This is a genomic window from Streptomyces sp. NPDC002324 (assembly GCF_053593335.1).
On the sequence record NZ_JBSFCF010000006.1, the window covers coordinates 139,286 to 164,358 of the forward strand.

At 72.0% G+C, this 25,073-nt stretch carries 23 protein-coding genes; 14 read left to right on the forward strand and 9 right to left on the reverse strand.

The window, feature by feature from the left end:
- The first annotated feature begins 447 nt into the window (after nucleotides 1-447).
- From ACWCRJ_RS11250 to ACWCRJ_RS11265, 4 genes are all read left to right on the forward strand, one after another.
- A complete protein-coding gene (locus tag ACWCRJ_RS11250) occupies nucleotides 448-1,794 on the forward strand; it encodes an MFS transporter (protein WP_450939028.1) in 1,347 nt (448 codons plus the stop codon).
- Between the two features lie 74 nt (nucleotides 1,795-1,868).
- Complete coding sequence (locus ACWCRJ_RS11255; RefSeq protein WP_450939029.1) at nucleotides 1,869-2,339, forward strand: hypothetical protein; 471 nt, start codon at nucleotides 1,869-1,871, stop codon at nucleotides 2,337-2,339.
- 16 nt (nucleotides 2,340-2,355) lie between these two features.
- Nucleotides 2,356-3,099 (forward strand): futalosine hydrolase, encoded by a 744-nt coding sequence (locus ACWCRJ_RS11260; RefSeq protein WP_450939030.1) that lies wholly within the window; start codon nucleotides 2,356-2,358, stop codon nucleotides 3,097-3,099.
- A gap of 10 nt (nucleotides 3,100-3,109) precedes the next feature.
- Nucleotides 3,110-3,979: a 1,4-dihydroxy-6-naphthoate synthase gene (locus ACWCRJ_RS11265; protein WP_450939031.1), complete on the forward strand. Its 870-nt coding sequence runs from the start codon at nucleotides 3,110-3,112 to the stop codon at nucleotides 3,977-3,979.
- Between the two features lie 21 nt (nucleotides 3,980-4,000).
- On the opposite strand, the gene ACWCRJ_RS11270 is transcribed toward ACWCRJ_RS11265, so the two are convergent.
- Nucleotides 4,001-4,384, reverse strand: coding sequence for a cold-shock protein (locus tag ACWCRJ_RS11270; RefSeq protein ID WP_319368057.1), 384 nt, complete (start codon nucleotides 4,382-4,384; stop codon nucleotides 4,001-4,003).
- A 193-nt stretch (nucleotides 4,385-4,577) separates the two neighbouring features.
- Here ACWCRJ_RS11270 and ACWCRJ_RS11275 point away from each other — a divergent pair, with 193 nt between their 5' ends.
- Nucleotides 4,578-4,829 (forward strand): hypothetical protein, encoded by a 252-nt coding sequence (locus tag ACWCRJ_RS11275; protein WP_450939032.1) that lies wholly within the window; start codon nucleotides 4,578-4,580, stop codon nucleotides 4,827-4,829.
- Nucleotides 4,830-4,844: 15 nt separating this feature from the next.
- Here the strand turns inward: ACWCRJ_RS11275 and ACWCRJ_RS11280 are convergent, their stop codons facing one another.
- Both ACWCRJ_RS11280 and ACWCRJ_RS11285 read right to left on the reverse strand, forming a co-directional pair.
- Entirely contained in the window at nucleotides 4,845-5,462 is a 618-nt protein-coding gene (locus ACWCRJ_RS11280) for an HAD family hydrolase (RefSeq protein WP_450939033.1), read from the reverse strand.
- Nucleotides 5,463-5,799: 337 nt separating this feature from the next.
- Nucleotides 5,800-6,852, reverse strand: a complete 1,053-nt coding sequence (locus ACWCRJ_RS11285) for a hypothetical protein (protein ID WP_450939034.1) — start codon at nucleotides 6,850-6,852, stop codon at nucleotides 5,800-5,802.
- A 188-nt stretch (nucleotides 6,853-7,040) separates the two neighbouring features.
- Between ACWCRJ_RS11285 and ACWCRJ_RS11290 the strand changes: the two genes are divergently transcribed.
- Nucleotides 7,041-9,647, forward strand: coding sequence for a helicase-associated domain-containing protein (locus tag ACWCRJ_RS11290; RefSeq protein WP_450939035.1), 2,607 nt, complete (start codon nucleotides 7,041-7,043; stop codon nucleotides 9,645-9,647).
- A 215-nt stretch (nucleotides 9,648-9,862) separates the two neighbouring features.
- Complete coding sequence (locus ACWCRJ_RS11295) at nucleotides 9,863-10,036, forward strand: hypothetical protein (RefSeq protein ID WP_450939036.1); 174 nt, start codon at nucleotides 9,863-9,865, stop codon at nucleotides 10,034-10,036.
- Here ACWCRJ_RS11295 and istB read toward each other — a convergent pair.
- Nucleotides 10,020-11,486: an IS21-like element helper ATPase IstB gene (gene istB, locus ACWCRJ_RS11300; protein ID WP_450939037.1), complete on the reverse strand. Its 1,467-nt coding sequence runs from the start codon at nucleotides 11,484-11,486 to the stop codon at nucleotides 10,020-10,022. The two genes, ACWCRJ_RS11295 and istB, sit on opposite strands and share 17 nt — an antisense overlap.
- A 779-nt stretch (nucleotides 11,487-12,265) precedes the next feature.
- Between istB and ACWCRJ_RS11305 the strand changes: the two genes are divergently transcribed.
- Both ACWCRJ_RS11305 and ACWCRJ_RS11310 read left to right on the forward strand, forming a co-directional pair.
- Nucleotides 12,266-12,790 (forward strand): hypothetical protein, encoded by a 525-nt coding sequence (locus tag ACWCRJ_RS11305; RefSeq protein WP_450939038.1) that lies wholly within the window; start codon nucleotides 12,266-12,268, stop codon nucleotides 12,788-12,790.
- 577 nt (nucleotides 12,791-13,367) lie between these two features.
- On the forward strand, nucleotides 13,368-13,700 hold the full coding sequence (locus ACWCRJ_RS11310; RefSeq protein WP_450939039.1) for a hypothetical protein: 333 nt from the start codon (nucleotides 13,368-13,370) through the stop codon (nucleotides 13,698-13,700).
- Nucleotides 13,701-13,776: 76 nt separating this feature from the next.
- Here ACWCRJ_RS11310 and ACWCRJ_RS11315 read toward each other — a convergent pair whose 3' ends face one another.
- A complete protein-coding gene (locus ACWCRJ_RS11315; protein WP_450939040.1) occupies nucleotides 13,777-15,384 on the reverse strand; it encodes a recombinase family protein in 1,608 nt (535 codons plus the stop codon).
- Between the two features lie 60 nt (nucleotides 15,385-15,444).
- On the opposite strand from ACWCRJ_RS11315, the gene ACWCRJ_RS11320 reads away from it, so the two are divergent.
- A complete protein-coding gene (locus ACWCRJ_RS11320) occupies nucleotides 15,445-17,085 on the forward strand; it encodes a DNA repair helicase XPB (RefSeq protein ID WP_450939041.1) in 1,641 nt (546 codons plus the stop codon).
- A gap of 190 nt (nucleotides 17,086-17,275) precedes the next feature.
- Here ACWCRJ_RS11320 and ACWCRJ_RS11325 read toward each other — a convergent pair whose 3' ends face one another.
- Nucleotides 17,276-17,473: a hypothetical protein gene (locus tag ACWCRJ_RS11325; protein ID WP_334658743.1), complete on the reverse strand. Its 198-nt coding sequence runs from the start codon at nucleotides 17,471-17,473 to the stop codon at nucleotides 17,276-17,278.
- Nucleotides 17,474-17,787: 314 nt separating this feature from the next.
- Between ACWCRJ_RS11325 and ACWCRJ_RS11330 the strand changes: the two genes are divergently transcribed.
- Complete coding sequence (locus ACWCRJ_RS11330) at nucleotides 17,788-19,863, forward strand: HelD family protein (RefSeq protein WP_450939042.1); 2,076 nt, start codon at nucleotides 17,788-17,790, stop codon at nucleotides 19,861-19,863.
- Here ACWCRJ_RS11330 and ACWCRJ_RS11335 read toward each other — a convergent pair.
- Together ACWCRJ_RS11335 and ACWCRJ_RS11340 are read right to left on the reverse strand one after the other, a co-directional pair.
- On the reverse strand, nucleotides 19,860-20,426 hold the full coding sequence (locus ACWCRJ_RS11335) for a hypothetical protein (RefSeq protein ID WP_450939043.1): 567 nt from the start codon (nucleotides 20,424-20,426) through the stop codon (nucleotides 19,860-19,862). The genes ACWCRJ_RS11330 and ACWCRJ_RS11335 overlap by 4 nt on opposite strands.
- 100 nt (nucleotides 20,427-20,526) lie before the next feature.
- Complete coding sequence (locus ACWCRJ_RS11340; protein ID WP_450939044.1) at nucleotides 20,527-21,783, reverse strand: trypsin-like serine peptidase; 1,257 nt, start codon at nucleotides 21,781-21,783, stop codon at nucleotides 20,527-20,529.
- A gap of 379 nt (nucleotides 21,784-22,162) precedes the next feature.
- On the opposite strand from ACWCRJ_RS11340, the gene ACWCRJ_RS11345 reads away from it, so the two are divergent.
- The gene (locus tag ACWCRJ_RS11345; protein ID WP_450939045.1) at nucleotides 22,163-22,948 is read left to right on the forward strand and encodes an NPP1 family protein; all 786 of its coding nucleotides are present in this window, start codon (nucleotides 22,163-22,165) and stop codon (nucleotides 22,946-22,948) included.
- A 232-nt stretch (nucleotides 22,949-23,180) separates the two neighbouring features.
- On the opposite strand, the gene ACWCRJ_RS11350 is transcribed toward ACWCRJ_RS11345, so the two are convergent.
- The gene (locus ACWCRJ_RS11350; RefSeq protein ID WP_450939046.1) at nucleotides 23,181-23,882 is read right to left on the reverse strand and encodes a copper homeostasis protein CutC; all 702 of its coding nucleotides are present in this window, start codon (nucleotides 23,880-23,882) and stop codon (nucleotides 23,181-23,183) included.
- Nucleotides 23,883-23,912: 30 nt separating this feature from the next.
- Here ACWCRJ_RS11350 and ACWCRJ_RS11355 point away from each other — a divergent pair, with 30 nt between their 5' ends.
- Both ACWCRJ_RS11355 and ACWCRJ_RS11360 read left to right on the forward strand, forming a co-directional pair.
- On the forward strand, nucleotides 23,913-24,206 hold the full coding sequence (locus ACWCRJ_RS11355; RefSeq protein WP_450939047.1) for a DUF397 domain-containing protein: 294 nt from the start codon (nucleotides 23,913-23,915) through the stop codon (nucleotides 24,204-24,206).
- A 105-nt stretch (nucleotides 24,207-24,311) separates the two neighbouring features.
- Complete coding sequence (locus ACWCRJ_RS11360) at nucleotides 24,312-25,022, forward strand: HD domain-containing protein (protein ID WP_450939048.1); 711 nt, start codon at nucleotides 24,312-24,314, stop codon at nucleotides 25,020-25,022.
- The last annotated feature ends 51 nt before the right edge of the window (nucleotides 25,023-25,073 follow it).

Genomic DNA, 25,073 nt, shown 5'->3' on the forward strand with positions numbered 1-25,073 from the left:
ACAACCGACCGCACGAAGGGCCAGGGGCGCAGCCCCAGCCCTCCAGGGGCGCGGGGAACCGCGCGAGAAGCCCCACCAACCCGCACACGCACAACCGACCCCAACAGGCCCGCACCCGAAACCAGCGGATCGACAGCCCGAAAGCACGGGGCGCAGCCCCGGCTTTCCAGGGGCGCGGGGAACTGCGCGAGAAGCCCCACCGACCCGCACACACACAACCGACCGCACGAAGGGCCAGGGGCGCAGCCCCAGCCCTCCAGGGGCGCGGGGAACCGCGCGAGAAGCCCCACCAACCCGCACACGCACAACCAACCCCCGCCCACCCCCACGGCGGCAACCCCCACCCCCGGGGCCATCCGAGCGGTAAACGCACTACGGTCCCCCTTCTCGGGGCACTATGACGAGGTGACCGGCGCCGAGCGGAGCGGAGCGCGCGGATCGGGTCGGGTGACCGGCGCCGTCCGCTCGGTCGGCCGCGCCCTGCACCTGCCGTTCACCGGCCCCGCCCGAGGCATCCGCAGAGCCACCCACGCCCACGGCGCCGGTGAGTCCGGCCTCGGCAAACTCATCGAACTGCACGGAGTGAACGGCGCGGGCGACGTGATGATCACCGTCTCCCTCGCCTCCACGGTGTTCTTCTCCGTCCCCACCGACGAGGCCCGCGGCCGAGTCGCTCTCTACCTCGCCATCACCCTCGCCCCCTTCGCCCTCCTCGCCCCCGTCGTCGGCCCCCTGCTCGACCGCCTCCCGCACGGCCGCCGCGCCGCGATGGCCGGCGCGATGCTGGCCCGCGCCCTCCTCGCCCTGCTCCTCGTCGGCGCCGTCGAGACCGGCAGCCTCCAGCTCTACCCCGCCGCCCTGGGCGTCCTGGTCGCGTCGAAGGCGTACGGAGTGGTCCGCAGCGCCGTCGTACCCCGCCTCCTCCCACCCCGGTTCTCCCTGGTGAAGGCCAACTCCCGCGTCACCCTCTGCGGTCTGCTCGCCACCGGCGTCGCCGCGCCCATCGGCGCCGGACTCCAGGCACTCGGCCCGCGCTGGCCGCTCTACGGCGCCTTCGTGATCTTCGTCGCGGGGACGTTCCTCTCCTTCACACTCCCCGCGAAGGTCGACTCCGCGAAGGGCGAGGACAGGGCCCTGCTCGCGGCCGACCCCGAGCATCTGCACGGCCCGCACCGCAGCGGAACGCTGAAACGGCCCGGCCTGCGGACGGTCGGCCCGGCGGTCACCCACGCCCTCGGCGCCAACGCCGCGCTGCGCGGCCTCTCCGGCTTCCTGATCTTCTTCCTCGCCTTCCTGCTGCGCATCCACCCCCTCCACGGGCAGAGCGCCGCCGTCTCCCTCGGCATGGTGGCCGTGGCCGCCGGCCTCGGCAACGCGCTGGGCACGGCCGTGGGGGCGTGGGCGAAGCAACGGTCGCCGGAGCTGATCATCGTGACCGTCGTCGCCGTCGAACTCGGCGTGGCGATCACGGCGGCCCTGTTCTTCAGCGCGTTCTTCATCGCCTGCCTCGCCGCCGTCGCCGGCTTCTCGCAGGCCCTGTCGAAGCTGTGCCTGGACGCCCTGATCCAGCGTGACGTCCCCGAACTCGTCCGGACCTCCGCCTTCGCCCGCTCCGAGACCCTGCTGCAGATGGCCTGGGTGGTCGGCGGCGCCATCGGTATCGCCCTCCCCCTCAACGGCACCCTCGGGATGGCCGTGGCCGCCGCGATCGTCGCCGCGGGCTGGCTCACCACGGTCCGGGGCCTGCTCTCCTCGGCCCGCCACGGCGGCGCCCCCCGCGCCCGTGTGGCCTGACCGGATCCCCGACCGGCCCGGCACGCCGTACCCCACGTAGGGGCACCCCTGGACGGGCCAGATAGCCTTCGCCCATGACCTTCCCGCGTTCCCGTCGCGCCGCAGCCACTCTCGGCGCCGTTTCCGCCGGACTTCTCGTCCTGTCGGCCTGCGATGAGCCGACGCCGATGGCCACCGTCACGATCGGCACCGAATCGATCAGCGCCGAGGCCGAGTGCTACCGGACCCTCGACGCCGCTCAGGCCAAGGAGTGCGCGGAGGAGAAGCCCTCCAAGTCGATCGAACTGCCGGAGGGCAAGGCCCTGCGCATCGGCGTCGACCCGGAGGTGGCGAAGACGGGCTGGGCCCTGTGGATCAACGGGGAGCAGGCCACCAGCGACACCTTCGACAAGACGTACTGGTCGTTCGACAACCCGGGCCTCTTCGCCACCCAGCCCGGTCAGCCCGCCCAGAAGTCGCTCACGATCAGCATCGTCGAGCAGAACGCCTCGGGCTCGGCGATCAAGGGCGTGTGGAACTTCAAGCTGAAGAACCCGGACGCCTGATCCCCTGCCGCCGCCCATGCGCATCCTCGTAGCCACCGCCGTCCCCGCCGAACGGGACGCGGTGGCACGAGCGCTCCCGGGCCCCGCCACCGAGGTGCGCCTCCCGGCGGGGACCCTCCACCGCTTCCGCACGTCCCCGCACGAGCACGACCTCCTCGCCGCCGGTGTGGGCCCCGCCCTCGCCGCCGCCTCCACCGCCGCCGCGCTGACCGCGGCGGTCCTCGCGGGCAGGCCGTACGGGTTGGTCGTGTCCGCCGGTATCGCGGGCGGCTTCCCGCCCGAGGCCCCCCTCGGCTCGCTCGTCCTCGCCGACGAGATCACGGCCGCCGATCTGGGCGCCGAGACCCCGGACGGCTTCGTCCCGGTCACCGACCTGGGCTTCGGCACCGTCACCCACCGGCCCCCGCACGGCCTCGTCCACGCCGCCGCGACCGCCACCGGCGCCCGCGCGGGCACCGTGCTCACCGTCTCCACGGTCACCGGCAGCGCGGCGCGCGCGGCCGCCCTGCGGGCCCGGCATCCGCGCGCGCTGGCCGAGGCGATGGAGGGCTTCGGGGTCGCCGAGGCCGCCGCCGCGCACACCACGCCCGTCCTCGAACTGCGCGCCGTCTCCAATCCCGTGGGCCCGCGCGACCGCGCCGCCTGGCGCATCGGCGACGCGCTGACCGCACTCACCGAGGCCTACGGGAAGCTGACGCCCGTACTGGAGAGTTGGGACCCCCATGAGCCCTACGAGTCACATGAGCCCCACGAACACTGAGGCGACGCCCATGAACCGCGCGACCACTCCCGCCGGGGCCGGCGGACTGCGGATGGCGTACTCGCCCTGCCCCAACGACACCTTCGTCTTCGACGCCTGGGCGCACGGCCGGATCCCCGGCGCGCCCGCGCTCGACGTGACGTTCGCCGACATCGACATCACCAACGGCATGGCCGAGCGCGGTGAACTCGACGTACTGAAGGTGTCGTACGCCGTGCTGCCGTACGTCCTCGACGAGTACGCGCTGCTGCCCTGCGGCGGTGCGCTCGGGCGGGGCTGCGGCCCGCTGGTGCTGACGCGCGAGCCGGGCACGGACCTCACCGGCCGTACGGTGGCCGTGCCGAGCGAGCGGTCGACGGCGTATCTCCTCTTCCGCCTTTGGGCGGCGGACACCCTGCCCGGCGGGGTCGGCGAGATCGTGGTGCTGCCGTTCCACGAGATCATGCCCGCCGTGCGGGACGGCAAGGTCGACGCCGGACTCGTCATCCACGAGGCCCGCTTCACGTACCGGAACTACGGCCTCCACAAGCTCGCCGACATGGGCGAGCACTGGGAGGACACCACGGGCCTGCCGATCCCGCTGGGCGCGATCATCGCGAAGCGCTCGCTGGGCGCCGACACCCTGACCGGGCTCGCGGAGACGGTCCGCGCCTCCGTCCGCGCGGCCTGGGACGACCCCGAGGCCTCCCGTCCCTACGTCCTCGAACACGCCCAGGAGATGGACCCGGCCGTCGCCGACCAGCACATCGGCCTGTACGTCAACGAGTTCACGGCCGACCTCGGCGAGGACGGTTACGCGGCGGTCAGGGGACTGCTCACACGTGCGGCGGCCGAGGGACTGGTACCGCCCCTCGGCCCGGACGCGCTCGAATTCCCTTGAGCCACCTCGGAAGTTGTCGCTCTACACGTCCAACTGGTCGGCCACGGCACGGAGAAGACCCGCGATCTTCCCGCCCGCGGCGCGGTCGGGATAGCGGCCACGCTCCAACATGGGCGTGATGTTCTCCAGCAGCGTGGTCAGATCCTGCACGATCGAGGCCAGCTCGTCGGGCTTCTTGCGCTGGGCGGCGGCGACCGACGGGGCCGGCTCCAGGATCGTCACGGAGAGGGCCTGGTCACCGCGCTGACCGGCGACGACCCCGAACTCGACCTTCTGGCCCGGCTTCAGGGTGTCGACACCGGCGGGCAGTACGGAGGAGTGGACGAAGACGTCACCGCCGTCGTCACGGGAGAGAAAGCCGAAGCCCTTCTCGGTATTGAACCATTTGACCTTGCCGGTAGGCACGTCTGTCCTCGTCCTCGTACTCGTCGGAAACTGCGTATGGAAAGTGCTCTGAAGGTGTTCTCGGTGGGCGCGAACTGCTCTGGACAGCACTGCAGCGGGTCGTCGGACCCGCCGGTCCCCAGCCTATTGGTCCGGGGGCGGGTGACAAGACGTCGGCCGACTGTTCCCTCGCGCTGGGAACTACCCTGGTCGGGTGCGTGACAAAACCCAACCGAATTCCGCCGAACCCGGTGACCGGCTGATCCGTGCCGGTGCCATCGTGTTCTTCGTCGGCGCCGTGGCCACTCTCGTCACCGTGGCGCCGCTGTTCCTCGGGACGAGTCCTTTCCCGACCTACATGTTCGTCCTGAGCATGCTCATGGGCGTCGGCTTCCTCATCTCCGGCGCGGGAGTCCTGCAGTCCGTCGCGGCGGGGCGCAGGAGGGCGCGCGAGGTGCGTCCCTGACGCTTCCCCGACGCTTCAGGGCCGGTGGTGGGTGGTGAGCCACGCGGGGAACGCGGTCAGGTCCGGGAGGACGACGTCGGCGCCGGCCTCGCGCAGCTCCCGCTCGTCGCAGGGCCCGGTGGCGACCGCGACCGCGTACGCCTGTGCCGTGCGGGCGCCGCGCACGTCGCCGGTGTGGTCGCCGACGTAGACACTCGCGCCGTGCTCGCGCAGCGCGGCCGCCTTGGCCTCGGCCCACAGGTCGCCCACGACCACGTCGGGCTCGATGCCGAGGTGCTCCAGGTGCCGCTTGGCGTTGGGCTCGTACTTGGCGGTGACCACGATCGCCCGCCCACCGGCCGCGCGGACCGCCGCGATGGCCTCCGGCGCGCCCGGCATCGCGGGGGTCGCGGCGATCGCGATCGCCGGGTACATCTCGCGGTAGAGGTCCGCCATCGCCGGGATCTCCGCCGCCGGGAACCAGCACGCCAGCTCGTCCGCGAGCGGGGGGCCGAGCCGGGTGATCGCCAGGTCGGCGTCTATGTACGTCCCCGTCCGCGCCGCCAGCGCCTCGTAGCAGGCGTGGATGCCCGGCCGTGAGTCGATCAACGTCATGTCGAGATCGAACCCGACGGTGAGTGCGCGAGAAGTCATACGCCCATTGTGGGGCGGGGGTCGTGTGGGGTCGGGGGGAGGGGCGAGTGTGGGGTCGTCTGGCTGTGGGGGCGGGGTTGCGGTTCGGGGGCGGGTCCGGTGGGGGGGCGGGTGCGGGCCCGGTGGGGGCTTGTCGCGCAGTTCCCCGCGCCCCTGAAAAGCAGGGGCTGCGCCCCATGCTTTTCGGGCCGGCGGGCCGTCCTCTTCCAGGCCCGCGGGGGCCTGGGCTTTTAGGGGCGCGGGGAACTGCGCAAGCGCCCCCCACCGGGCCGCACCCGCCCACAAGCGCACCTGCCCACAACCGAACCACACCCTCCGGGCGTCCCGCGCCCCGCGCTCACCGGGCGCGTTGGGAGCGCCAGAGCAGGTACAGCGCGGAGGACACCGCCGCGATCCGAAGCATCCAGGGCCACGCCCCGGCGAGCGCCGCGTCCATGTGGCCCTTGGCGATCGGCTCACCCCAACGCCCGTCCGTGCGCCCCCACAGCCAGACGACCCCGCCCGCGGCCACCACCCCCGGAATCCCCATGACCGCCCACTTCGACTCGGAAGGCGTCAACTTCCGCGACAGATAGGCGATCAGCCACCCGAGCCCCAGCGGCACCAGACTCCCCATGACCGCCCCCGCGACCAGCAACGCGGCGGCCAGCAGCAGCAGCGGATTGCTCCACCCCCCGCCTCCCGGGGCCCGCAGCCGGGGCAACGGCAACCGTCGCCGCCGAGCCCCACCCTCCTGTGCGGGGGCCGCGGCAGGCGCGGCGGCAGCACCCTCGGCCGCAGCGGCCTTCCCCGCCACCTCCTCCGCCGCCTCCACCGGAGGCGGCGGGGCCTTCAGCAGCTCGGGAATCTCCACTCCCCCGACGAACCCGGGCACGGAATCCCCCAGCCCGAACCCGATGTCGCCGCCCCCGGGCCCCCCACCGACCCGCCACCAGTCGGGCTGCGCATCCCCGTCGCCCAGCTCGTGCAGCGGAGCGAGATGCGGCGGCGCGGCACCGCCCGCCGACGGCGGCACGGCGTCGGCGGGACGCGGTCGCGGTACGACCCGCCGCAGCCCCTTGCCCGGCTCCCCGGCCCCGTGCGCGTCGTCCCCGTCGTCCCCGTCCGCACCGGTGACCCGCTGCACGGGCACCGCCGCGGCCCGGGGCTCCGGTACGTCGCCGGGCACGCCGGCCGCCTCGACGACCTCACCCGGCGTACCGAGGCGGGCGATGATGCGCCGCACGGCGGCCGGGCTGTCCACCGGCGCCTTCGCCCGCCGCCGGTCGATCTCGTCGCGCAGCCCCGCCACCAGACGCATCCGCGTCGCCGACGGCAACTGCCGCTGCTGAGCCAGATCACCGACCCGGCTCAGATACTCGTAGACGACCTGGTCGCTCTCAATCCCCACGAAGCCCCTCCGGGGTTGGCGCGCGTACTTCCTCCCGACGGTATCGCTTCCGACCACGCGAAAGCCGCGAGGAACTGCGCGACCCCACCCCCACCGGCCCCGCACCGGACCCTCACCCGCCGACGCACCCGCACGCCGACCCATGAGGCGCCCCGGCCCGGCGGAACCCAGGCGCTAACGTTGGCCGGATGAGCACCGAGGAGCACACCCCCACGGAGGCGGCGCCTGCCGGTGGGGCCCCCCGTTCGCTGGCGGAGGCGCTGCGCGGGCGGGACGACCGTTCGCTCGCCGTGCTGCTCCGGGCGCGGCCGGATCTCATCACGCCCGTACCGACCGACCTGACCCAACTGGCGACCCGGGCGGGGACCCGCGCCTCGGTCGTCCGGGCCCTGGAGCGCCTGGACCGGTTCGCCCTGCAGACGGCGCAGGCCCTGGCCGTGGCGGCCGACCCGGCGTCGTACGGCGAGCTCGCGGGCCTGCTGGCCGGTGACGAGGCCGACCCCGCCGTCACCGCCGCGCTGCCCCACGCGCTCGGCACGCTGCGCGACCAGGCCCTGGTGTGGGGCCCCGAGGACCGTCTGCGGCTCGTCCGCACGGCCCGTGAGCTGCTCGCCCCCTCTCCGCAGCACCCGTCCCCCACCGGTCTCGGACCGACCGTCGCGGAGGCCACGGCGGGTATGTCGCCGGGGCGGGTGCAGGAGATCGTGGCGGAGGCGGGTCTGCCGAGCACCCATGACTCGGTGTCGGCCGTCACCGCCCTCAGCGGCCTCTTCTGCGACCGTCGCCGCATGGCCGCGCTCCTCGCCGCCGCGCCCCCCGAGTCCCTCGACGTCCTGACCCGCCTGGTGTGGGGGCCGCCGTACGGGCAGGTCACGGCCAGCCCGGCGGCGCATCTGCGCTGGCTGCTGGACCGGGGGCTGCTGCTGCCGACCGCGCCCGGCACGGTCGTCCTGCCGCGCGAGGTCGCCCTGCATCTGCGGGCGGGCCGGGCGCATCGGGAGGTGCGGCCGGTGCCGCCGCCCGTGGAGGCGTCGGCCGCGCACCGTCCCCAGGTGGTGGACGCGACGGCGGCCGGTCAGGCGTACACCGCGCTGGCGACCGTGGAGGAGTTGCTGAAGGACTGGGACGAGGGCGGGCCGGGTGTCCTGCGCGCGGGCGGGCTCAGTGTGCGGGATCTGAAGCGGACCGCCGTGGCCCTGGACCTGTCCGAGCAGGTCGCCGCGTTCTGGGTCGAACTCGCCTATGCCGCCGGACTGTTGGCGTCCGACGGCGAGGCCGACGAACGGTACGCCGCGACCCCCGCGTACGACGAGTGGCTGGAGCTGCCCGCCGCCGAGCGCTGGGCGCGGCTGGCCACGGCCTGGCTGTCGGCGACCCGTACGGCCGGGGTGATCGGCGAACGGGACGCCAAGGACCGTACGTTGTCGGCGCTGGGCCCGGGTCTGGACCGTTCGGCCGCGCCGGAGGTGCGCCACCGGGTCCTCGCGCTGCTGGCCGGGCTGCCCGCGGGCACGTCGGCCGCCCCCGACTCCGTACTGGCCCGTCTGCACTGGGAACGCCCCACCCGCGGCGGCCGGCAGTCCCCGTCACCGCAGCCGGGGGCCTCGCACACCGGGCAGGGTGAGGATCTGCGGGCCCGGATCGCCCGCTGGACCCTGTCGGAGGCCGAGTCGCTCGGGGTCACCGGGCGCGGCGCGCTGTCCTCGCACGGCCGCGCCCTCCTCGGCTTCCCGCACGAGGCCGGGGCCGGCGCCGATCTGCCGGAGACCCCCGGCGACAAGCTCCCCGCCCATCACGTCCCCCTGCCGCATGCTCCTGCGCCGTCCGCCGACCCGGTCGCCGAGAGGGCCGCTGCCGCCTCCCGGGCCGCGCGGCTGCTCGCGCCACTGCTCCCCGAACCGCTGGACCACGTGCTGCTGCAGGCGGACCTGACGGCCGTCGCGCCGGGCCCGCTGAAGCGGCCGCTGGCGGACGCGCTGGGCGTCCTGGCGGACGTGGAGTCGAAGGGTGGCGCGACGGTGTACCGGTTCACGCCGGGGTCGGTGCGCCGGGCGCTGGACGCGGGCCGAAGCGCCTCCGACCTGCACGACTTCCTGACCGCCCACTCCCGTACACCGGTTCCGCAGCCGCTCGCGTACCTGATCGACGACGTGGCCCGGCGCCACGGGCATCTGCGGATCGGCGCGGCGTCGGCGTACGTGCGCTGCGACGACGACGCGATGCTCAGCGAGATCCTCGCCGACAAGCGGTCGCAGGGGCTCGGGCTGCGGCGGCTGGCGCCGACCGTGCTCGCGGCCCAGACGGATCCCGCGGCGCTGCTCGACGGGCTGCGGGCGATGGGGTACGCGCCGGCCGCCGAGTCGGCGGAGGGCGACGTGCTGATCACCCGGGCGCACGCCCACCGCACCCCGCCCCGCACGGCCCCGGAGCCGGTCCCGGAGGGTCCCCCGGCCCCGGACGACACGCTGCTGGGCGCCGCGATCCGTGCCATCCGCGCCGGTGACCTGGCCTCCACCGCGCCCCGGCGGACGACCGGGGACCCGGCCCCGGCCGGCGCGCTGCCCCGCACGGGTTCCGCCGAGACCCTGGCGACGATGCAGGCGGCCGTCCTCACGGGCGAGGCCCTGTGGATCGGCTACGTCAACGCTGAGGGCTCCGCCAGCCAGCGTGTCATCGCCCCGGTCCGGGTCGAGGGCGGTTTCGTGACGGCGTACGACCACACGGCGGACGAGGTACGGACGTTCCCGCTGCACCGGATCACGGGTGTCGCGGAGCTGGCGGACGACGCGACCTGAGGGGCGCCGCCGCCCCGGTCACGGCCGTGTTGATCAAGTCGCTTCCCGTCGCTCACCCGTATGGGCGTACACCGGAGTTCATGCAGGCCATCGGGTGATTTCCCTCCGATGAGCGATCACGTGGGGGCGGGCGCATCGTGGGGTGGGCGGCGGGGCAGCCACCCTGTGTCCGATCGAGATCGACTCCCCTGCGCTCGAAAGGCCCACCCGTACGCATGCGTCCCGTCCTCACGCTCGTCTCCGTCGTCGCCGCCGTCGTCCTGGTGGGTGTCCTCTCCTCCCCGGCCGCGGCCAACCCGCCCCTGCCCCTCCCCGAACTCGGCACGCTGGTGGGTGAGGGCGTCGGCGTGGAGGGGCCCTTGATCCAGAACGTCAGCCTGCTGAAGTAGGGGCGCGGCCGGCCCGGTAGCTGTCCCCTTCGAGGCGGACGATCTCGGCGTGGTGCGCGAGGCGGTCGACCATCGCGGGGGCGGCCCCGCCGAAGATCTCCTCCCAGCGGCCGAGCGGCCGGTCGCTGGTCACGATCAGTGAGGCCCGCTCGTAGCGGTGCGCGATCAGCTGGAAGACCAGCCGGGCGGTGTCCGTGTCGAAGGGGAGGTAGCCGACCTCGTCGACGACCAGCAGGGGGCAGGCGTCGAGCGCGGACAGTTCCTCCGCGAGCCTGCCCTCGGCGCGCGCCCCGGCAAGGCGGGCGGCCCACTGAGTGGCGGTCGCGAACAGCACCCGGTGCCCGGCCTGGCAGGCCCGTACGCCGAGCCCGATCGCCAGATGCGTCTTGCCGGTGCCGGGGGCGCCGACGAACACCACGTTCCGCCCGGCGGCCATGAAGTCCAGCGTTCCCAGCCGGGTCAGCACCCGCCGGTCGAAGGAGCGCGGGTGGCTCGTGTCGAAGTCCTCCAGCAGCTTGCGCGCCGGGAAACCGGCCGCCCGCACCCGCCCCTCGACCCCGGTCTCGGCCAGGGGCGGCGTGCGCCGGGTCTCGTACGGCACGAGCCGGGCCCCGCCGCGCGTGAACCGGGTCTCGTGCTCGTGGATCCCGTGCTCGCGGAAGGAGCCCCGGCCGTCGTGGCTCAGGTAGTTCTCGTACGAGGTGGCCTGGGCCGGGATCGGCAGCGGGCCCCTCGGCGGAGCGGGGGCGACGGGGCCCCGCTGCCGGGCCGGTTCCGTCGGCTGCGACGGCTCCCCAGGGCACCGGTGTTCCGTGGGCTCCAGCGGCACGGGCGGCGGGCCCGGCGGCTGCTTCGGGGCGGCGGCGGTCGGGCCGTGGTGGGAGCCGTGTCCCTTGTCCTCGCGCAGCATCGGGCCCGACATGTACGCCAGGAGCACCGCCGAGGCGATGAAGGCCATGTGGATCACCGTGCCCCACAGCAGCGCGTGGTGCGAGGTGTGGTGGACGTCGACGAACATCTGGAGCAGATGGACGGAGGAGATGCCCACGATGGCGGTGGCGAGCTTGACCTTCAGCACGTTGGAGTTGACGTGCGAGAGCCATTCCGGCTGGTCGCGGTGGCCCTGGAGGCCGATTCGGGAGACGAAGGTCTCGTAGCCGCCGACGATCGTCATGATCAGCAGATTGGCGATCATGACGACGTCGACCAGCTTGAGCACGGCGAGCATCACATACGTCTCGGAGGCGTTGCCGCCCACGCACCTGACGATTAACGTCCACAGCTCGTTGAAGAACTTGTAGACGTACACCCCCTGTGCCGCGACGAGACCGAAGTACAGCGGTGCCTGGAGCCAGCGGGTGGCGAAGAGGGCGTAGCCGAGCGTGGTGCCCTGCGGAGAGACGGACGGGGTGACCGGGTCTGCCGGGGTGGTTGGCTGCACGGTCCGCATTCTTCGGAACTTTTGCCGCAAATCTGAATTCCCGCCACTCATCGGAATGAATAGACATGTAATAAGACCGGGATCCGGAGGGCTGGGCGCCACGGAAAGCCTCGTTGATCAGGCACACTGGACGTTTGGCCGAATCGAAAGGTGCCGCGTGTGAATGGTCCCCTCATCGTCAATACGATCAGGTGTGATGCACACTCGACAGGCTAAGGAAGAGCACCGACGCCGATCGTCGACGGCGGTGATCGCCGGTCTCTGCGTGCCGTCGTGCCATCAAGGTTGCGTCCTGGCATGACCCGCTGTATGAGCAGGAATCTGCTTGGGCCGCTGGGCTTAGTCGTCGAGGCGATGGGGTGGCTAGTAGTCCAGCAGTAGATCGCGATCTTGCTGGTGGGATGCCTGAATGTTGAGTCGCCGGCTTGCGACGACGGGCCGTCTGATCTGGCGGATTGCGGCTGGCCTTCACCAGATCCCGGACCCCGATGCCCCCTTCACGGCAGGCCAGTTGTCCGGTGGTCGGCGCCCATCGGCGCCGACGGGCTCGGCAAGTGACCGCGGCTCTGCCGGGGAGATGGGCCGGCGTTCATCGCGAGGCCCAGAAGTCACCCGGGTGACCCAGAGCCCGACGTTGACGCCAAGGTTCCGCCAACGCCGTGCGAACGGGCAGCCGACGGCGCATGTCGGTATCGAGCCGACGGGGCGGGCGGCTTGCCGAGGCGCGCGCGGTGTGCATAGTAAATGCTGCGTCCGTCCCGGGCGGGCGCGCGCGGAGGGGGAAAACCGTGGTGCGCTACGTTCACCATCAATTGATAACCGTCGTCGAGGCGGGAGTTGCCGTGGCCGTCACCGCGCCCGTGGTCTTCGGCGTGCGCGGGCTGCCGCAGGTCGACAGCGCCAAGGTGCCTCTCTTGCTGTACTTGGCAGGGGCCAGCGCGCTCTTCGGCCTGCTGGCGGTTTCGACCCGGTTGCACTGGCTGGGCGGCGAGAAGCACGATCTCGAGAGCGCAGTCCCCCTGACCGACCCCGAGGCGATACTCCCCGCCCCGCGTGAGTCCCTGCGCCGCAGCTTCGACGGAGGCTTCGTTCTCATCGTCGGACTGCCCTCCCTGGTTTTCGGCCTGCTCTGGGATCCCTGGGCCATCGGTTGGGCGGTCTTCTTTGTACCGGAACGGATTGTCAAGGGCGTGTACGTGTTCTTCTGGGAGCAGCGCCACGCCGTACTCCTGTGGCGTGGCAAGGTCGAGGAACAACCCCTGGGCAAGGACCAGTTCCTCTATTCCTCACCGCGGATCGCGACGCCCAGGTGACTTTCGGTCTGCGCGTCGGGTGCCTGGTCCCGCATCGGACTGATCCTCGCCTCGATTGGTCCGGTCCGATGCGCTTGCTGTCTCAGCTGGACTGGTCAGCGGAGGGGCTGATGGCGCTGCCCGTGCCGTAGGAGTGGCCCTGGTCACACAAGGCGTCGATCGGCGTTGTCTCCCTCGCTCAGTTGTGCATCCAGCGCGACGCTGATGACGCGTAGGGCACAGGCCAATCGCCGCGACATGCCAGTCGGCGACGAATTTGCCGACGGTGCGCTCGTCGGCGCTTCCGGATGCCTGGCGGGATCCGAGTCGGTCGAGGGAACACCGAACTCGTTAAGGCCCTGCAGTACTGCGACGACCTCGCTGAGGGGCACCGGGTCTCTCGGGAGGCCATGTCCATCAGCCGATTCAACTCCAGAGCCGGCACTCAGGCGCCCATCGGCCGCACAATCCACAATGAGCCCTGCCACGACCGCGCGCGGAAGTCGCCACGGTCATCGGGCAGCTCTTCGGCAGGCAATCGCCGTCCCCCGACAGCCACGAAGCCGACCGCTTCGAAGTGCTGCCCCGATCAACCTCCATGCGGGTAGTCATCTCCGGTCCCGAATCCATCAGGGCCGGCCTGCTGACAGCCGCACCCCGCTATGACCCCCAGCCCAGTACTCGCCTCTCGTTCCGCCTCGCCGACGCATACGCCCTCGGCGGCTTCCGCCTCAGTTCCCCCTCATGGGACCTGGCAGAGTCCGTCCCCACGCTGAGGACGGCACTGTCCGAGACAGACGGGGATGCCCTCTGCGCACTCGTTGCAGAGACAGTCGAGTTCACAACCCGCGACGGTGCGGCGCTGTCGTATTGCCGCACCTCTATCAAGGTCATCGGTCCCTGGCACAACGCCGACCAGCACGCCACCTGACCTGAACACACGCAGCGGCGCCCCCACCTCGTCCGTCCGGTGGGGGCGCCGCTGCGTGTGTCCGGTGACGTCGGCGTCAGCCCTGGCCGTCGCCCGCCTCGGTCTCCCGTCCGCTCTCCTTCGCCGCTGCCGCCCGCCGCATGTGGCCCTCCTCGCCGAAGTACACCGACAGACGCGACGTGTCCAGCTTCTTGCCGCCACGCCGCGCGGGTGCCACCTCGACGTAACCGCCCGCGTTCAACAGCAGATCTCGCTTGCCGGCCACGTCCGAGCGCTTCCACTGCTCGGCGTGCGTCTCGCCGGTCGGCTCCGCCTTCACGCCGCCCGGCCTCGCCGTTCGCTGCCTCTCCTTCAGGGTCGCCAGTCGCTCTTCCAGCTTGGCGTACTGCTCCGCGTACCGGATCGCTCCGTCGTCTCCCCTGAACAAGCCCCGGTCGTAGCGATCCTTCTGCAGATCGGCCAATGCTTCCTCGGCCTGCCTGATCTGCGGGCGGAAGTCCTCGCCCACCTCCTGGACCATCCGCATCACGGAAAGGTGCCCGTACTTCGCGAGGAACCGCTCGATGACGTACTCCTCGGTGGTCACCCCCGCCACGGTCGGCCCGTAGCACTTCACGCCCGGCTTCTCCTCCCCCTTCGCCGCCCGCTGGCGGTACTTCAGAGGGCCGATGCACCGGTACCGAAGCTGACCGTTGCGCCCGCTGAAGGTGTACATGCGCTCACCGCAGACTCCGCAGTGCATGATGCCGCGCAGCAGCGACGTCCCCTCGCGGCGCTTCTCACCGGGGTTGGCCCGGCGCTCCAACTCGTCCTGGAGCGTCTGCCAGGTGTCCGTGTCGAGGATCGGCGGGCGGTTGACCAGGGGCAGGCCGTCCGTCCGCAGGATCGGCTTTCCGTCCTCGATGACCTGGCCGAGCAACTGGGGGTTGCCGAGCATGCTGCGCAGCGTCGTCGTGTACCACTGCTTGGAGTCGCTGCGCTTGCCCGTGGTCTGGCGTGAGGAGTGGCCGGGCGACGGGACGCCCTCCTTGTTGAGGTCGTTGATGATCTGCATGAGCGAGTCCTTGGCCAGGACCCGCTCCACGATCCGCTTGATCGTCTTGGCCTCGTCCTCGTTGACCGTGAGGAGCTTGCCCGCCCCGTTGGGGTTGGGGACGACCATGTACCCGTACGGGACCCGGCCGCCGGTGTAGCGGCCCTCGCGGCGCAGGTGCTCGTGCGCGCTGGACACCCGCATCCCGATGGTGTCGGACTCCAGCTCGGCGAAGACCGCGATCACCTTCGCCATGGCCCGGCCCATGGACGACGTGAGGTCGAGCGGCTCCGTCGCCGACGCGAGCGCAACGCTCTGGTGCTCGGCGAGTCGCATGATCTCCGCGAAGTCGACCGTCGAGCGTGCAAGCCGGTCGATCTTGAAGAACACGATCACATCCAGCTCGGCGAGCCTGGTCAGGATGCGTTGCAGTCCCGGCCTTTCGAGCCCTCGTGAGAAGCCCGAGACATCAATGTCCTCTTCGGCGGCTACGACCTCCCAGCCGCGTGCCTCGCACAGCGCTTCACAGGCCGCGCGCTGGCGTTCCGGCGAAGTCGTCTCGTCGGTTTCGCGCGATAGGCGAACATAGATAGCGGCGCGCATCCCCGGCGCGCCGGCCGGGACGCCCTTCCGGCGTCGGGCACGGGGCATAGCCCGTGCTGTGACAGACGTTGGTTCTGTCATGAGACGACCCTATCTCCGGAGGTATGTGTGTCCTGCCTAATCGTCCAGTCCGACAAGACGCTGCTCCTGGAGGTCGACCACGAGCAGGCGGACGAGTGCCGTCGGGTCATCGCGCCGTTCGCCGAGCTGGAGCGGGCGCCCGAGCACATCCACACCTACCGGGTGACCCCGCTCGGCCTGTGGAACGCGCGCGCCGCCGGGCACGACGCCGAGCAGGTCGTCGACGCGCTGGTGCAGTACAGCCGCTACCCGGTACCGCACGCGCTCCTCGTGGACGTCGCCGAGACGATGGACCGCTACGGCCGCCTCACCCTCTCCAAGCACCCGGTGCACGGCCTCGTCCTCACCACCACGGACCGGCCGGTGCTGGAGGAGATCCTGCGGTCCAAGAGGATCACTCCGCTCGTCGGCGCCCGGATCGACCCGGACACCGTCGCCGTGCACCCCTCCGAGCGCGGGCAGATCAAGCAGACCCTGCTGAAGCTGGGCTGGCCCGCCGAGGACCTCGCCGGATACGTGGACGGCGAGGCCCACCCGATCGAGCTGGCCGAGGACGGCTGGGCGCTGCGCCCCTACCAGAAGCAGGCCGTGGAGAACTTCTGGCACGGCGGAAGCGGGGTCGTCGTGCTGCCCTGTGGCGCCGGAAAGACGCTGGTCGGGGCCGGGGCCATGGCGCAGGCCAAGTCGACCACCCTCATCCTCGTCACCAACACCGTCTCCGCGCGCCAGTGGAAGCACGAGCTGATCAAGCGGACGTCGCTGACCGAGGAGGAGATCGGCGAGTACAGCGGGACACGCAAGGAGATCCGGCCGGTCACCATCGCCACCTACCAGGTGCTGACGACCCGCCGGAAGGGCGTCTACCCGCACCTGGAGCTGTTCGACTCCCGTGACTGGGGGCTCGTCGTCTACGACGAGGTGCACCTCCTTCCCGCTCCGGTCTTCAAGTTCACCGCCGATCTGCAGGCGCGCCGGCGGCTGGGGCTGACGGCGACCCTCGTCCGGGAGGACGGGCGGGAGTCGGACGTGTTCTCGCTCATCGGGCCCAAGCGGTTCGACGCCCCCTGGAAGGAGATCGAGGCGCAGGGCTACATCGCGCCCGCCGACTGCGTCGAGGTCCGGGTGAACCTGACCGACTCCGAGCGGCTCGCCTACGCGACCGCCGAGCAGGAGGAGAAGTACCGCTTCTGCTCCACCACCGCGACCAAGCGGAAGGTGGCCGAGGCGATCGTCCGCCGCTTCGCGGGGCAGCAGATCCTCGTCATCGGCCAGTACATCGACCAGCTCGACGAACTGGGCGCCCACCTGGACGCGCCGGTGATCAAGGGCGAGACCAGCAACGCGCAGCGCGAGAAGCTCTTCGACGCCTTCCGGCAGGGCGAGATCAACGTCCTGGTGGTGTCGAAGGTCGCGAACTTCTCCATCGACCTCCCGGAGGCCACGGTCGCCATCCAGGTCTCCGGCACCTTCGGCTCCCGTCAGGAGGAGGCCCAGCGCCTCGGCCGCGTCCTGCGCCCGAAGGCCGACGGCCACAAGGCCCACTTCTACTCGGTCGTGGCCCGCGACACCATCGACCAGGACTTCGCCGCCCACCGCCAGCGCTTCCTCGCCGAACAGGGGTACGCCTACCGGATCATGGACGCGGACGAGCTGCTGACGGAGGGCTGAGGCCGGGCGGGCCGGCAGGACGGACGCGCGGGCGGGACGGTCAGCCGCGCCGTGCCGCCGAGGACCGAGGCCGCCTTGAGTGCGGGCAGCGGGAGCCGGGTCGCCGGACGGGCGGGCGCAGGGGTGACCGCCCCGCGGGTGGCGCGGGACTCCAAGGAGGGAGCGGGGGTACGCGGGGTGAGGCCGGGCCTCACCGGCGGCGTATGCCCGCTTCCTCCGCGTATTCACCGAGCACGATCACGCCGAAGGCGGCGCTCGCGAAGACCTTGACGGCACGCAGGGCGTCGGCGAGGCGGTGACGGTGGTGGTGGTCGTCGAGGCCGGTGGCGCCGGGCGGCGGACCGGGTCGGCCGGAGGCCGAGGCGGGGATGAACGTCGCTGCACTCATGACTCCATGGTGGAACGTCCGCCTTTGGATTACGTCGGTCTGGGGAGTGAACCCGCTGAGGCCCCGGCTCACCCTCAGGTCCCCCCGCCCCCTCATACCGGCGACCTACGCACCCCCTAGGGGTACGGCGCGGAATTTTCGTTGGCCTCCAGCCCCTCGCCTCACCTACACTCTCCGCTCTTGCCCGCCTCCCTTCCGTGGAGCGCCGTCGCCCGGACGGAAACCGGTCGGCCACCGCCCCTGGCATAAGACCGCCGTCAGGCGGCACTCCCAGGCACACCCCTAGGTCCCGTAGGCCACCCGGAGGCACCCCCTTGTCCGCGCACTCCACCGCCGACCCCACCGCCGACCCCACCGCCGACCCCGCAGACCCGCTCTCCCGAGAGCGTTCGCACCTCTCCGCCTCCCGTTCGGCCCTGCGCGCCATGCGGGAGGACGTGGAGGCCCTGGACATCAAGGACGTCACCGCGAACTGGGTGAACGCGGAGGTGCTGGCCCGCCAGATCGAGGAGCGGATCAAGTCGCTCGCCGACCTGAGCCACACCCCGCTCTTCTTCGGCCGCCTCGACTATCTGCACGCCCCCGGCGCCGACCGCGCCGAGGGAGCGGACGGGGAACGGTTCTACATCGGCCGCCGCCATGTGCACGACGCGGACGGCGACCCGATGGTCATCGACTGGCGCGCCCCCGTCTCGCAGCCGTTCTACCGGGCCTCCAAGACCGATCCGCTGGACGTCGGACTGCGGCGCCGCTTCGGTTACACCGGCGGCGACCTCACCGCGTACGAGGACGAGCACCTCTCCGACCCCGGCGAGGCGGCCACCACCAGCAAGCTCCTGCAGCAGGAGATCGAGCGGCCGCGCGTCGGCCCGATGCGGGACATCGTGGCGACGATCCAGCCGGAGCAGGACGAGATCGTCCGGTCCGACCTCGCCGGTTCCCTCTGCGTCCAGGGCGGCCCCGGCACCGGAAAGACCGCCGTCGGCCTGCACCGCGTCGCCTACCTCCTCTACGCCCACCGCGAGCGCCTCGCCCGCACCGGCACCCTCGTCATCGGGCCGAACCGGTCCTTCCTCCACTACATCGAGCAGGTCCTCCCCGCGCTGGGCGAGCTGGAGGTCAAGCAGGCGACCGTCGACGACCTCGTCTCCCACGTCGAGGTGCGGGGCGCGGACGAGGCACCGGCCGCCGTCGTCAAGGGCGACGCCCGCATGGCCGAGGTGCTCCGCCGGGCCGTCCGCTCGCACGTCACCCTCCCCACCGAGCCCGTGATGGTCGTCCGGGGTTCGCGTCGCTGGCGCGTACCGGCGTACGAACTGGCGGACATCGTGCGGGAGTTGCTGGAGCGGGACATCCGCTACGGAGCCGCCCGCGAGGCCCTGCCGCAGCGGATCGCGCACGCCGTGCTGGTGCAGATGGAGCGGTCCGGGGAGGCGCCGGACGACCGGGTGCAGGACGCGGTGGCCCGCAACACCGCCGTGAAGGCGGCGGTCAAGGCGATGTGGCCGCCCGTCGATCCCGCCAGGCTCGTCCTGCGCCTCCTCTCCGACCCGGACTTCCTCGCCGCGCACGCGGACGGGATCCTCACGGGTGACGAGCAGAAGACGATCCTGTGGGCGAAGCCGGCGCGGAGCGTGAAGGCGGCCCGCTGGTCCGCCGCCGACGCCGTGCTCATCGACGAGACCACCGACCTGGTGCAGCGCACGCACTCCCTCGGGCATGTCGTCCTCGACGAGGCGCAGGACCTCTCCCCCATGCAGTACCGGGCGGTCGGGCGCCGCTGCACCACCGGCTCCGCGACCGTCCTCGGCGACCTCGCGCAGGGCACCACCCCCTGGGCGACGCGGAGCTGGGAGGAGGCCCTGACCCACCTCGGCAAGGCGGAGGCCCATGTGGAGGAGCTGACGGCCGGTTTCCGGGTGCCGACCGACGTGATCACGTACGCCTCCCGGCTCCTGCCCCACATCGCGCCCGGTCTGACGCCGGTCGCGTCGGTCCGTGAGAACCCGGGCTTCTTCGACGTACGGCCGAGCACGGACGACTCCCAGGTCGTCGCCGCCTGCGAGGAGCTGCTGCGCAACGAGGGCTCGACCGGGCTCATCGCCGCCGACGCCCGGATCCCCGCGCTCGCGGAGGCGCTCACGGCGGCCGGGATCGGCTATCTGGCGCCGGGCGAGGAGACGACGTACGAGACCCGCCTCACCCTCGTCCCGGCCTCGCTCGCCAAGGGCCTGGAGTACGACTACGTCGTCCTGGACGAGCCCCGGGCGGTCGTCGACGGCGAACCGGACGAGCGCACGGGCCTGCGCCGCCTGTACGTGGCGCTCACGCGAGCGGTGTCGGGCCTGATCGTGACCCACGCGACCCCACTGCCGCCACAGCTCGGCTAGCGCGCGTCCGGTCCGTCCCCGGCGTCCCGTCCGTCCCATCGGGCCCGGTCGTCCGGGGTGTGCGGGGAGGCGAAGCGGAAGGGGACCGAGAGGCGGTCGGCCAGGGCTCGGCCGCAGCGGCCGGCGGCCACGGCCGACGGGTGGCCCATGACCCGGTCCTTCTCCTCCCCGAGGTACCGCTCGGCCGTCCCCCGGTAGAGGGTGGCCAGCCGGTGCTCGCCCGCCGGGTCGGCGGTGAGGGCCAGCAGTTCCACGAACCAGTCGTGGAACGTGTCGCCGTCCCAGACCGCCTCGATCGCGGTGACGCGGCCGGGGCAGCCGGCGGCGAGGGCGGCCAGGGAGTCCGGGTCGAGGGGGCTGTCGGGAGTGCGGGCGACGCGGTCCTTGTGGTGGAGGTAGCGGTCGTTGACGACGTGCTGGGCCTCGACGAGCCCCAGGCCGTGGGCCCGGCCGGCCGTGAAGACGACGCGGATCGCCTGGAAGCCGGCGTCCTGGAGGACGTACCCGTCGACCTGTTCACGGATGCCGGCGGGCAGCCGTTCCCACCACTCGGACGTGTTCATGGCGTCGAATGTACGTGCATGCGTGGTACGCGCGACGGCCCCCGGCGACCGAGGTCACCGAGGGCCGTGGTGTGCGGGTGGCCGTGCCTGTGCGGGTGGCCTACTTGAACTTGTTGCTGGTCGCCAGGTAGACCTGCTTGGCGTTCTTGCCCAGGCGCGGGCCGGTGATGAACGTGGCGCGGTCGCTCAGGGAGTTGTTGGAGACCAGGTAGGTGCGGCCCTTGTAGGTCGTGAACCAGGGGCCGCCGGAGGCGCCGCCGTTCATGGTGCAGCCGACCATGTACTGGGCCGGGTAGTCGCTCGGGTAGCTGTAGCCGAGGACAAAGCGCTTGGTGGCGCCCTGGCAGTGGTACATCTTCGAGCCGTCGTACGGGGCCTCGGCCGGGTAGCCGCGGACCTTCATGTTCTTGACCTTGTTGGCGGCGGGGGCGTTGAACCACACCGGCAGGGCCGAACCGACGCGCTCCTCCAGGGACTTGGCGCCCTTCTCCGGCTTCATGTGCAGGACGGCGTAGTCGTACGCGGCGGCCACGGTGCCCTTGCTCGCGGCGCCGCCCTTGATCCAGGTGCCGGAGGTGGTGGCCCAGTCGGCCCAGGCGAGGCCGTACGGGGAGACGTTGCCGGCGCGGTAGTCCCGGGACGCCTGGTCGATGTTCAGCTTGCCCGAGTTGTTGAAGGACGGGACGAAGGCGATGTTGCGGTACCAGCCGCCGCCCTTGCCCGCGTGCACGCAGTGCCCGGCGGTCCACACGAGGTTGGACTTGCCCGGGTGGGCCGGGTCCTTCACGACCGCGGCGGAGCAGACGCTCGACCCCTGGGGCGTGGTGAAGAACAGCTTGCCGACCGGGGCGGCGTTCTTGTGGTAGGTCGCCTTGACCTTGGCGGCCTGCTGCTTCTTGACCTTGCCGTCGGGCAGCCAGACCTGGGTGGTCTTGCTCGACCCGGTGGCGGTGTTGCCCGCCTCGGCGATCGCCGGCAGGTCCGGGAGGTTCTCCTCGGCCTCGGCGATGCGCTCGGGCGTCCAGAAGTCCTCGATGTACGGGTTGGCGAAGTCCTCGGCCCTGGAGGCCCAGTCGCCGCCGAAGTCCTGCCAGCCACCGTCCTTCCACTTCCGCAGCGCGTCACCGCTGAGGTCGGTGGGCACGCCCTTGGGGAGCTTGAAGCCACCGACGGTCGTGTCACCGCCGCTCTCGTTCTCGCCGGTGTCGACGCCGTCGCCCGCGTCCGCCTGGGCGGTCGTGGAGTCCGAGGCCTTGGCCCCGCTCTCGTCGGTCTTGCTGCAGGCAGTGGTGGTGACCATGATCGCGGCGATCACGGCGGCCGCGGCCGTGAGGCCGCGGCGGCGTATGAATGGCATGGAAGCCCGTCCCCCGTGTGATGAAACTTGTCATGCCCCCGCTTAGCTGGGGCGGAGACCACTATGCACGCGGGCGGGAGGCGGAACGATCTCCGAGCGGGTGCGCGCGGCGACTTCGCACACAACAACTACGCGGCGGATATCTACCCGTGATGTGTGAGCGCGCGACGGCGTCCGGTGCGCCCGGCGTGACCACCGGGGTAACGCACAGGATCCGCACAACATTTGATTCTTCATCACTCCGACACCCCCCGCCTCTTGCGCACTACCCGCCAGTACGGCGAATCTGACCTGCGCATGCCACTTCGCAGCACGTGGCACCCCCGCACCCCGGCTCCCGGCCGTCTCCCCCCGCGCCGCGGTCCATCAGGAGGTCGCAGTGAAGACAGGTTCACGCACGCGTACTTCGCGTCGTTTCCGCAGATCCGCAGTCACCCTGGGCGCCACCGTCGCACTGGTCGTCGGTGTCGCGGGCAGCGCGTACGCGGCGCCGCCCGCCGCGCTTCCCGCCAACGCCGAGGCGCTGGAGAAGACATGGCAGCCGGCGTACGACTACGACACGGACGGCTGCTACTCGACTCCCGCGATCGGCCCGACGGGCACGGTCAACGGCGGCCTCAAGCCGACCGGTTCACTCAGCGGCGACTGCCGGGGCGCGTCCGACCTGGACAACACCAACGGCTACTCGCGCTACAAGTGCAACAACGGCTGGTGCGCAATCATGTACGACCTCTACTTCGAGAAGGACCAGGCGGTCGCGGGCAGCAGCATCGGCGGGCACCGGCACGACTGGGAGCACGTCGTCGTCTGGGTGCAGAACGGCACGGCCCAGTACGTCTCGACCTCCAACCACGGCGGCTTCACCGTGCACGCCGCGTCGTCGGTGCGCTGGGACGGCACCCACGCGAAGATCGTCTACCACAAGGACGGAATCCGGACGCACTGCTTCCGCCTCGCGGGCTCCAACGACGAGCCGCCGGAGAACCACAAGGGCACCTGGCAGTACCCGCCGCTCGTCGGCTGGAACGGCTACCCGTCCGGCGTCCGCGACACCCTCGTCGCCTACGACTTCGGCAGCGCCAACTTCGGCCTCAAGGACGGCAGTTTCGCCTCCAACCTCACGAAGGCGATGCCGTCGGGCATCACGTTCGACCCGAACGCGTAGCCCAGCGGGCGGCTTCGGCGGGGGCGGGGCCGCCTCGGAGGCGGCGGCCGGAAGTCCCGGCCGGCCCTGCGGCGGCGGGTTCCGTCGCCGCTCCGGCCGGACCGTCGCGGTGCCGCGCCACGGTCCGCGTCGGCAGCATGGACCACTTGCCCGCGCGGGTGGCAGCCCGCGCGGTCAGGTGCCCTGTGAGCCGAGCGGCCGAGGCGGGCCACGCGCGGGCCCGTGTCCGGTGCTATGCGACGCGACCGGCGTCCAGGGCTCGGCGCCATGCGCGTACCGCGTCCGCGTCGACCGGCGCGGACCAGCCTCCCGGGCGCGCCGCTCCTCCGATGTGGAAGGCGTCCACGCGGGCGGCGCGCAGCCGGGGGACGTGGTCGAGCCGCAGGCCCCCGCCGATCAGCAGGCGCTGGGTGTAGCCGGGGTCACCGCGTCGCGCGGCCTCGGCCAGCAGCACCGGGAGCCCGGCGTCGACCCCGGACGCCGAGCCCGCCGTGAGGTAGGTGTCCAGCCCCGGCAGGTCCGCGAGCTGCTTGCGCAGGGCCTCCCGGTCGGCGGCGCGGTCGATCGCCCGGTGGAACGTCCACGCCCGCCCGTCCAGCTCGGCGACCACCCGCTCCACCGCGTCCAGATCGGGCCCGCCGTCCTCCCCGAGGAACCCGAGCACGAACTCCTCCGCCCCGGCCGCCCGCAGATCGCACGCCACCCGCACCAACGCGTCCACACACCCCGCCGCGAACCCGTCGGCGAGCCGCAGCATGACCCGTACCGGGATGTCTACGGCGGCCTGCACCTCCACGAACGTCGCGACCGCCGGGGTGAGTCCGTCGGACGCCATGTCCGCGACCAGCTCCAGCCGGTCGGCACCTCCGGTCTGGGCGGCGACGGCGTCCTCGGCACCGAGGGCGATCACCTCCAGAAGCGCGCGCGTGGTCATGGGGCCCCTTCCCTCGGGCTTCGGCTTCGCGTGGACGACAACAGGTCTAGTCCAATTTACAACAGGTGGCCGTGCTGGACGCGGTCGTCACGTTTCACACTGGGACGAGCACGCTCCGCATCTACCCTGATCGGGGCTCCGTTCAACAAGAGCGGCTGCGCGAGAGGGAGTTGCCGATGCCGAAGCCGAAGACACTCAACCCCTCCGGGTCCGGACTTCCCCGGCCTCGTCCCCGTCCGCGACAGCAAGAACCCGGCCGGCGGTGTTCTCGTCTTCGGGGCCGCCGCCTGGTCGCACTTCGTGGCGGCGGCCCGTGAAGGGTGACCGCCCTCAGCAGCCCTTCGCGCGGGGGGCGAGAGAGACGACCCGTCTCGATCTCGCGGAGGTCGGGGTGGGTGGAGTCGAGCCCGGTCACGGCACAATGCGTACATGTCCGCCCCCGAGACACCTGACGCCCCTGAGACACCGGAGACGCCTGAGACACCCGGCGTCTCCGAGGCCCGCCGCGTGGCCCTCCGCCACCGCTGGCTCCCCGCGCTGCTCTCCGCCCGGGACGGGGCCTGCGATCCCGCGCCGGGACCGTACGCCGAGAACCTGATCGAACGGTGGTCCGAGCCTCAGCGGAAGTACCACACCCTCGATCACCTCACGGCGGTGCTGGACCGCGTCGAGGTACTGGAGGAGTACGCGGCGGACCCGGATCTCGTGCGGCTGGCGACCTGGTTCCACGACGCCGTGTACCTGCCGGACAGGTCGGAGAACGAGGAGCGGTCGGCCCGGCTCGCCGAGCGGGCGCTGACCGAGGCAGGGGTGCCGGCGGCGAAGGTGGCGGAGGTCGCCCGGCTGGTGCGGCTGACGATCACCCATGATCCGGCCGACGACGACTCCAACGGGCAGGTGCTGTGCGACGCGGACCTCGCGATCCTCGCGTCGCCGCCGGACGCGTACGCCGCCTACGCCGCCGCCGTGCGGGAGGAGTACGGGTTCGTACCGGACGAGGCGTTCCGGGAGGGCCGCGCGGCGGTGCTGCGCCAGCTCCTCGACCTGCCCCGGCTGTTCAGGACGCCGTACGGGGAGCGGGAGTGGGAAGGCCGGGCGCGGGAGAACCTCCGCACCGAGCTGGCGCTGCTGACGGGCTGACCGGGCGCATCGATCGAGCCACGAGGGAATGCGGTCCCCCGGCCGCCGGTT